The following is a 9,290-nucleotide window of genomic DNA, read 5'->3' as shown; positions in this document are numbered from 1 at the left end:
AAAACCTTTTCTGAAAATTCTCTTACAGAACTTCTCAACAAATCTATATCAGATTTTGCACTCAATTTTATACACCACCTATTACTTGAATAAAAAGTTAATATATATTTTATAATAAAAAATCTATAAAATATAGAAATAAAAATAAATATAATGTATACAAAGGTTTATTAAACATTTACAAGATAATTATATATGGTGTGGATTAATGGTGGTAATGTTCGATAAAGACACCATAAGCAGGTATGTTTCTGAAGGTTGGTGGGATAATGTAACTTTAATTGAGAGATTTAAAAGAAATGTCTTAAAGAATCCTAATAGAATTGCTATAGTTGATCCCCCAAATAAAAAGGACATAACTAATTTGAATCAAGAAAGGCTGACATATAATGAACTGTATGAAAGAGTTAAAAGAGGTGCTTCATATCTTTTAGATAAAGGTATATTTAAAGATAAAACGGTATTAGTTCAATTTCCAAATACGATAGAGCTTGTTATAGCCTATTTAGCCGTATGGAAGGCCTCAGCAATTATATCTCCCATACCTCTTCAATGGAGGGGCCATGAAATCAAACAAGTTTGTAACACAATAAGACCAAGCATGTTTATGGTTATAGATAATTATAAGGGCTTTGATCATTTAAGTATGGCTAAACAACTCTCTGAGGAAAATTGTTTAAGCGTATCTAATATTGTAACATTATCAGAATGGAGCGAAATAACAAAGAATTACAAAATAAGAGATGATATAAATGAAACGTATATTGATGGAAATGATATAGCAACTATTGCATGGACTTCCGGGACAGAAGCTGATCCAAAGGCGGCTCCTTTAACCCATAATAATTGGGGATTCCTAAGATTTCTATATGATTCTCAAAAATATCCTGGAGGGATATTAAATGATGGTGAAGTTATAGCAATATCTTCACCGTTAATAAATATGGCTGCTATAGGTGTCGGATTAGTTCCATGGATAATTGTCTCTGGAACGTTAGTCTTACATCATCCTTTTGATCCAGTTATTTTTTACAATCAACTAGTAAACGAAGGTGTTACTTTTACACTCATGGTACCTGCTATTGTTGTTTCATTGTTAAAACAAGGGTTATTTAATAAAAATCTTAAGCTAAGGTATTTGGCTCAGGGAGCTGCTCCACCTCCTCCATGGACTTTTGTAGAATTAAACAAACTAGGTATTGAGCCAATAAACATTTGGGGTCAAAACGAAGGAACAGGATTGTTCTCTACAAAGGAAAACATAGAGGACTTAGAAAAGAGAGCTAGAGCATTTCCTTGGCCGCATAATGGATTGAGGTGGAATCAAGTATTTTATAATGCTATGAATCTAAAAATTGTTGATCCTGCAGGGAACGAACTTAAAGAAGAAGGTCAAATTGGAGAGCTTTGCTATAAAAGTCCATTTACTATGCCAGGATACTATAACCAACCACAGTTTACCAAAAAATCATTTGATAGTAATGGATACTTCTGTACTGGGGATTATTTCCAAATAGTTGATTATAAAACCATATCCTTTTTTGACAGAAAGAAGGACATTATAAATAGAGGAGGATTTAAAATACCTACTGCTGAGATAGAAGATTTATTAAAGAAACATCCTAAAATACTAGATGCAGCAGTTGTTGGATGGCCTGATCAAAGGTTAGGAGAGCTCGTTGCCGCTTTTGTCGTTTTAAAGCCAGGAACAAATATTGATTTAGACGAATTAAAAAAGTTTATGCAAGATCAACAAGTTGCTGTTTACAAATGGCCTGAAAAATTAGTTGTAGTTGATCAAATACCCAGAAACCCTCTAGGAAAAGCACAGAAAAATATCTTAAGAGATAAGGTTAAGGAACTAGCAAGTAAATATTAATTTTGATATAGACATTCTTAATGAGATTCATAACCTTTGTTTAATGCTAACTTTTTAGCACTAAACAAATCAATTAATAACATAATGAAATTTAAGAACCCGGAACAATACATCCATACCATGGTTGAAGAGCTTGTGATGATACTCCAGTTATATAAGCGTTCGGTGGAGTTTCAGGAGTTGATGAAGTTAATATAATTCCTGAAGTGCTTGGAATATCAGCACTCGTGGATGACTGTGGGTATATGTTTATAATCCAACTAGTATCAGTCCATATGCTTTCTGTTGTATTAGGACCACATAAATTAGAAGTTGTATATGCATAATTAGAGAAATCAACATTTATTGTTGTATTATAGTTATTTAAAGGACTAAAGTTTGGTAAAACAATGCCAGGAGGAGTTACATCATTAAACACATTGTAAAATGAATAATTTTCATCATTTTGATTTATGTTAAAATCCCAGGTTATGTTATATACAGGTACAGCTTGGTTATTCATGTTTAATGATACTCCATTATATGAACCAGTAATACTTTCTTTAGGTCCACCGCTCCATGTTACTTCAAATTCAACTATAGGGGTAACGCCTTCAAGGCCAACAATTATTGTATATTGTGATGCTGCACCAGTAGGTTGAGGATTCCATGATTGTGAGCTAAAAGAACCCCCTCCGGGATCACTGACAAATGAATTTACTTCACTTTGTTGATACATCTGATATCCATGATAATAATCTATTGCCCCCGTTTGTCTTACTACTTCCCCACCATTGTAATACATCGTTTGACTTTCGTAGTAATTTTCGTAACCCACTACAGTCATTGGAATAGAATATAAGTTCTCTACATCAGCAATTTGCTTATTTATTATTAGACATGAATCCCAATAAAATGTACCATTACCATCACTATATGCAGGTATGCCATAATATATATTGGATTGACCAAGCCATTGTGAAGCAGCCCATATAAATGTACTAGAATCAGCCCAATTGGACGAGTTTTCATATTCTTGATATTCTTCATAACAAGGATCCTTTGGATTATTACTATTTAATAAATTCATGCCAGATGAGTTTTCTACATTTAAAACAAAATTTGGCAATTGGTCTAGATATATGGGTCCAATTATTAGCCCGCTTGATTTAACGGCTTTAGCAATAAAGAGAACAGGTTCATTTAAGCTAAGAGGTATTATTGGATATGCGAATAAATATCCTAGGGATTTTATTTTAGGATTTATGCCTAGTAGTAATTTGTTATTGAACGCTTTTGCCCATGAGTACGATAAAATAAATTGTATTACATTACTATAGGTCACATTACCATATAAGGAGACTATATCACCTCTATTAATTAAATTAGATATTTCAGAAATAATTTTTGAAGTCAAATTTAATTTCGACTTACTTGAAAGATTCATTATTATGCTTGAATTTATTTCTGACCAGGATATTATTACAATACTATCATTAGGCGTGGAATCTAGCTGGCTTAGCGATATATTTGAAACATATACCTTAACGTTATGAGTTTTAAATGCATTTACAACTTGTTCCAACAAAGTCTTTGAGTTTACAACATAAATTGGAACACTAATATTAATTGATTCCAATGAAAAATTAGATGAAGAATTTAATGCTGTTGATGCACTAAATTTATTATATGACGAAATAATGAAATTGACAAATAATCCAACAATAATTATTATAGAAATAAAGGCAATTGCAATATTTATATAAAACTTATTCATCTAACTTCACATTTTTGCAAAAAGAAAGAACCCCTTTATATTTATGTATATATTAATATGTATTAAATTGATTAACACAACAATAATTAAACAGTTTAAATTAATATATTAATGGCTATTCTATATATTTAAATTATTTAAATTTTGAGTTTTTCTATACCTTTGCTTGTCTTAGTTAAGATTTCAATGTCTTTTCCTTTAACTAATACTGTATCTGAATGCCTAAATCCGCCAATATTTTTTATGTACAATCCTGGTTCTATAGCTAACGTCATATTGCTTTTTATAATAGTATTGTTTCCTTCAGCTATGCTCGGAAATTCGTGTATTTCTAAGCCAATTCCATGACCAGTTCTATGATTAACATATTTAATAAGATCATTAGAACGGAAGAAATCCATAACAGATCTATCAATATCGCTAGCAGTAACACCTTCTTTAATTGACTTAAACGCCATTTGTTGCGCTTTTTCCATGTAATTAAAAGCTTGTTCCATATCATCACTAACTTTGCCAACTAAGAATGTTCTTTCATTTTCAGCTCTATAACCTTCAACTGCTATGTCTAATGTTACTATTACAGATTCTCCTTCATTTATCTTTTTTCCTGATACTAAGCCGTGAGGATAATATGAACGCTTACCTGAAATTACTGCCGAGACAGTGAAATTCATCCATGGATATAACCCATCTACTCCTAAAATTTCAGAAAGCTTCATCTTCATTGAAAATTCTGCTCTGCTTGCTATATTAATTTCTGTATCCCTTTCCTTAATCCCCTCTATTACTTCTTTCATTCCATAATCAGTTACTTCGCTTGCTATCTTAATTCTTTCAATTTCACTATAATCTTTTACTGATCTAATATCATTAATAAAATCTGTTACATCAACTATTTTTAGATTATGGGAAAGTTTTGTAATTTTATTATAAAATGATAATGAATCTGAATCTGTGCCTATTATTTTATAATTTTTTATCGCGTTTCTAATAGATTCGTTAATTTCTTCATCGCTCTTATAACCTATAATATTTGTTACCGGGCTTTTTTCTTTTGCATGGTCAAGATCTAGATATGGAACGAGTAGTATTGCATCACCGACTTTAGATATAATTGCTATAATAGGCCTTGAATAAATAATTGCTTGAAAAAGCGTAAAATAATAACTATTTTCAGGTTTTGTAATAATCATAGCATCTATATTATTATAATCTAAATAATTTCGAACTTTTTTAATTCTTACATCGTATGGGAACTTGGATAGCTTCATGATACATCAAAATACAAATTGAATCCTTAGCTTATAAATTTAATTTGAATTCTGAAATATTAATCTTATATTATGACTTATATAGGCGTATAGAGAACTATTTATAATTATTACTACTTATAGTAGTAATTAGGTGTTAAATTTGAGTCTGATTCAGATTAATAGAATTGATAATAGTAATAAAATAGAGAAAAATCAATGGATTGCCATATTAAGTTCATCCATTACAATGTTCATTTGGGGTTTTGTATTAGCATTGGCTCCTTTAACGACTCAATGGCCTTTTGTATCACAAAAATATTATACTTATTTATTAGTTTCCCCACCAATTGCTTTATTAACAGGAAACCTTATTTTAGGTAAATTAACTGACAAGTATGGGAGGAAAAAATATTTTTACTTGATATGACGTTGTTTGCAGTCTCTATACCATTAATTATATTATCTTCTAATGTTTTAGAACTTGGCCTTGGCATTGGTCTAGCTGAATTTTCATTAGGAGGAGATGAAAATACGATATTATCTTATTTATCAGAAATGACACCTAAGAATTTGAGAGGCAAAGTTTTGGTTGGAGTTACTAATGTTGCAAATTTCGGCGCAGTTGTGGCAGCTATATTATCTATTTTAACAGGATTTTCATTGTTTATACAGAAATTATCATTTGCAACGTTAATGTCTATAACTATATTCATAATAGTGATAACGAGGTTTTCAATTCCAGAGTCGTTTAGATGGAAATATTATAAAAATTTACATGAAAAAATTTATATAAGTAAAAAAGATTATTTTGTAAGATTCTATTTCTTGATAGCTATGGCAATAACTATAGTTCTAACTTATGCATTAATGGATTTGGTTATTGGTCCTTATTTATTTCCGAAGTTAACTTCATGGATAATATTAGCAGCTAATATAGGGGAAACAGTCGCAGGATTTTCAATATTGCTTTTTATTGATTCATTTAATAGAAAATTGTTCTCTTTTATAGCATATCTTGGAGGTGCAATAACTATGTTTTTCTTTATACCTCAATATATATACATACCTAAAGCGTTTAATATATTTCTAGTTTTATTAATATTAAATGGGATTTTCGGCGAATTTGGATGGGCTTCAAGAGTTGTATATGAACCAGAATTATTCCCTACTAATAGTAGAGGTATGAATATAGGTATTGTTAGAGGAATAGCATATTCACTTTATGTTGCTTCAATATTTTTTACGTCATCGTTTAATGAATTTTCCTATCTAATATATAACTTAGGTATGTGGATAATAGGTTTTAGTGGGGCACTTGTTTGGTTATTATATGGCATAGATACTAAGAAAAAAACCTTGGAAGAAATATCTGATATAATAAAGATAAACATTCGAATCCATAATGAGAAAAAGTAAGGTCAATTTTTAATCATAAAATATTTTAAAATTATTAATTTAATTAGTATTATTAAAATTCCCTCTTAACATTTTTTATAAGCATTCTATAAATAATATACCAAGGGGAATTAAATATTGCTAATAATAATTTCATTAAAGCGCCCATCCAAATCATATTAATAACAACATTATAAGGAAGAATTCCAATAAAGGCTATAGGGTAAAAAACTATACTATCAATTACCATAGTAGAAGCGTCTGATGTTGTTACTCTTGTTAAAACTAATGCAATAATTTTTCTATTCGATTTCCAGTCTTCTTCAGTTTTATATGCTTGTTTTTTTAATTTGGCGAATATTGTGGCATTCCATAGCTCATCGACAGCAAAAGCTATATACGATGCTAACATCACTCTAGGTGCTGTAACCATAAATTGAATCCAATATTTATTTGCCTCTACTTCCCAAGCAGGAACTGGTAACACTGCGTCTGCTAATATAAAAGTAGCCATCAATATATTTGATATTAATGCAACACTTATAGCAATATAAGCTCTCCTTCTTCCATATACTTCATTTATCATATCATCTAATTGACTTACAAAGGGAAAAATCAACGTGCCTCCAGAAACAACAAATGGTATTATAATATTATATATTGTAATTCTTGAAGCTAAGATATTTGCGCCTACAGAATATATAGAATATAATACAATTAATGTCGGTAATCCATAGGTATTTCTATACTTTTTAACTAAATACGCTCCAAATATTGTGCTCATCGTGTTTCCTATTATCCAAAACATCCAAGCATAGATCATTGGATTCATTTTAATCACTTATTGCTTGCCTGTAGCTTATTTAAAAAATAAATATATAAATTTTAAGCAAAAAATAAAAATTTATTTATTAAATCTAGATTTAATAAAAGATGATACTATTTGCAATGCTACTTCAGCAGAAGGAATTAATCCCAATAATGAAATAAATCCATGAGTAACGCCTCCAAATCTTATCTGAACTGTTTCGACATTAGATGTATTTAATATTGAAGCATAAGATTCTCCTTGATCTCTCAATGGATCATATTCAGCAGTTATTATTAAGGCTGGAGGTAAATTCTTATGATCTTTAGCTAAAATTGGGGAGAATCTAAAGTCTAATATATCTTTTTGATTACTTAAATACATGCTAGAAAAGAATCTCATAGAATCTCTTGTTAAAAATATATTAGAATATTCCCTCATTGATTGAGAAAAAATATCGTTCCCTACAGTTGGATAAATTAGAGCCTGCGCATTTAACTTTATTCCTTCGTCACGGGATAAAATACTTACTACTGCTGCTAAATTTCCTCCAGCACTATCGCCAGCTATAGCTATTTTTTTATCTGTTTCATAAAAATACTTTATCGAATCAAACGCATCTATAACAGCTGCTGGAAATTTATGCTCAGGCGCTAATCTGTAATCTATTGATGCAACTTTACAGTTACAATAATTTGCTAAATATCTTAATATGTTATCGTAACTTAAAGATGAACCCCAAATAAATCCTCCTCCATGAAAATAAACCAATGTTCCATCAGTCTGAACGTTTTTGGGTATATAAATGTATGATGGTATTTTAGTTTCTGTTCCATTAATTTCAATTTTATATATTTCCTTCATTTCGATTTTAGGTGAAAAGCCCATAATCAGTTTAACTCCTTCATCCATATATCTTCTAAATTCCTCAACATTTTTTGGTTTAAATACATCTTTTGGAAGAGTTTCTATCCATTTTTCTACATTAACATCTAACGGCATAGTCACACCACAGCAACAAAATATACTAATTATAAAAATATACTTAACTAGTTTGTATTATAAAAATAATAATTGAACAATATATACAGTATTGTGTTTATATTTTTATACGCACTTTATCCTACTTGAATTAGGTGGGAAAATGAGTGGAGAAGATAAAGAACTCTCTTTGCTGCTGTCTGAGATTAATGAAGATAATTCTATTAGACTTATGAAAAAGTTTAATAAAATTATGAGATGGGTTATTGCTGACTTTCCAAAATTTGTCTCTCATAAATATCCAGATAAACATGGATTAATTTATTATGGTTTTAATAATGTTGAAAACAAATATACATATAAGGAATTAGATAATTTGTCTAATAGATTTGCAAACTTTTTAATAGAAAATGGCCTAAAAGATTATGATAGAGTGGCCATTCATTCGTTTAATAGTGATTATTTTGTTATATCAATGTTTGGAACATATAAAGCAAAAGGGGTTTTGGTTCCGATTAACTACCTTTTAACTGGGAAGGATGTAATCTATCAAATTAATAACTCCGAATCCAAATTTTATTTATTAGATGATTCATTTTATAGTCAAATAAAAGATGTCTTATCAGAGTTTAACTATGTTAAAAAATTTGTTGCATTAAATAAGAAGGATAAAATTAATAACGAAAAATTCGTAGACTTTAATGATATATTGAAAAATTATAGTGATAAGGAACCAGATAAAATATTAAACATATGGGATCCAGTAACTATAATGTACACCAGTGGAACTGAAAGCTTGCCTAAAGGTGTAATACACACAAATCAATCCCTCATATCTCAATACGTTAGTGTTATTATTTCTGGTGATTTTCAATCAAAAGATATAGTGATTAATGCATTGCCATTATATCATACTGCACAAAACACAGTTCTTACAGTGGGTGTTTGGCTCGGTGCAACAAATATTGTTTTACCCAAGGGTGATATACAGCTAATAATGGAATCAATACAAAAGTATAAAGCTAATAGCATGTTTGCCCCTCCAACAGTATGGATTGGTATTGTTAATCACCCTGACTTTAAGAAATACGATTTATCATCTATTGAGAAGATATATTATGGAGCAGCAATAATGCCGGTTGAAGTATTAAATAGATTGAGGAAAGAATTTCCAAACGCAAAGTTTGTTAACTATTATGGGCAAACCGAGTTAGCTCC

Annotated in this window: 8 protein-coding genes; 4 read left to right on the top strand and 4 right to left on the bottom strand. The window is 29.8% G+C overall.

From position 1 onward, the window contains the following. Positions 1-208: 208 nt before the first annotated feature. Positions 209-1,879 carry a class I adenylate-forming enzyme family protein gene (locus tag ACP5GV_RS07680; RefSeq protein WP_428103156.1) on the top strand — a complete coding sequence of 557 codons (1,671 nt, stop codon included), beginning with the start codon at positions 209-211 and terminating at the stop codon, positions 1,877-1,879. 91 nt (positions 1,880-1,970) lie between these two features. Here the strand turns inward: ACP5GV_RS07680 and ACP5GV_RS07675 are convergent, their stop codons facing one another. Both ACP5GV_RS07675 and ACP5GV_RS07670 read right to left on the bottom strand, forming a co-directional pair. Continuing rightward, entirely contained in the window at positions 1,971-3,635 is a 1,665-nt protein-coding gene (locus ACP5GV_RS07675) for a hypothetical protein (RefSeq protein ID WP_428103154.1), read from the bottom strand. 137 nt (positions 3,636-3,772) lie between these two features. Further along, a complete protein-coding gene (locus tag ACP5GV_RS07670) occupies positions 3,773-4,906 on the bottom strand; it encodes a M24 family metallopeptidase (protein WP_428103152.1) in 1,134 nt (377 codons plus the stop codon). A gap of 142 nt (positions 4,907-5,048) precedes the next feature. On the opposite strand from ACP5GV_RS07670, the gene ACP5GV_RS07665 reads away from it, so the two are divergent. Together ACP5GV_RS07665 and ACP5GV_RS07660 are read left to right on the top strand one after the other, a co-directional pair. Then, entirely contained in the window at positions 5,049-5,315 is a 267-nt protein-coding gene (locus tag ACP5GV_RS07665; protein ID WP_428070062.1) for a hypothetical protein, read from the top strand. Beyond that, a complete protein-coding gene (locus tag ACP5GV_RS07660) occupies positions 5,312-6,304 on the top strand; it encodes an MFS transporter (protein WP_428103150.1) in 993 nt (330 codons plus the stop codon). Before ACP5GV_RS07665 ends, ACP5GV_RS07660 begins: the two co-directional genes overlap by 4 nt. A gap of 52 nt (positions 6,305-6,356) precedes the next feature. Here ACP5GV_RS07660 and ACP5GV_RS07655 read toward each other — a convergent pair whose 3' ends face one another. After that, a complete protein-coding gene (locus ACP5GV_RS07655) occupies positions 6,357-7,115 on the bottom strand; it encodes a queuosine precursor transporter (protein ID WP_428089711.1) in 759 nt (252 codons plus the stop codon). A 72-nt stretch (positions 7,116-7,187) separates the two neighbouring features. Beyond that, the gene (locus tag ACP5GV_RS07650; RefSeq protein ID WP_428103148.1) at positions 7,188-8,093 is read right to left on the bottom strand and encodes an alpha/beta hydrolase; all 906 of its coding nucleotides are present in this window, start codon (positions 8,091-8,093) and stop codon (positions 7,188-7,190) included. 142 nt (positions 8,094-8,235) lie between these two features. Here ACP5GV_RS07650 and ACP5GV_RS07645 point away from each other — a divergent pair. Continuing rightward, a partial coding sequence (locus ACP5GV_RS07645) for an AMP-binding protein (protein WP_428103146.1) occupies positions 8,236-9,290 on the top strand: 1,055 nt, incomplete at its 3' end.

It is taken from the genome of Caldisphaera sp. (genome assembly GCF_049974385.1).
Taxonomy (GTDB): Archaea; Thermoproteota; Thermoprotei_A; order Sulfolobales; family Acidilobaceae; genus Caldisphaera.
Note: the sequence above shows the minus strand (reverse complement) of the source record. Positions and strands in the feature narration are given on the sequence as shown.

Coding starts and splice junctions, on each gene's coding strand:
- ACP5GV_RS07680 (WP_428103156.1), top strand. CDS start 209: ATGGTGGTAATGTTCGATAAAGACACCATAAGCAGGTATGTTTCTGAA.
- ACP5GV_RS07675 (WP_428103154.1), bottom strand. CDS start 3,635: ATGAATAAGTTTTATATAAATATTGCAATTGCCTTTATTTCTATAATA.
- ACP5GV_RS07670 (WP_428103152.1), bottom strand. CDS start 4,906: ATGAAGCTATCCAAGTTCCCATACGATGTAAGAATTAAAAAAGTTCGA.
- ACP5GV_RS07660 (WP_428103150.1), top strand. CDS start 5,312: ATGACGTTGTTTGCAGTCTCTATACCATTAATTATATTATCTTCTAAT.
- ACP5GV_RS07655 (WP_428089711.1), bottom strand. CDS start 7,115: ATGAATCCAATGATCTATGCTTGGATGTTTTGGATAATAGGAAACACG.
- ACP5GV_RS07650 (WP_428103148.1), bottom strand. CDS start 8,093: ATGCCGTTAGATGTTAATGTAGAAAAATGGATAGAAACTCTTCCAAAA.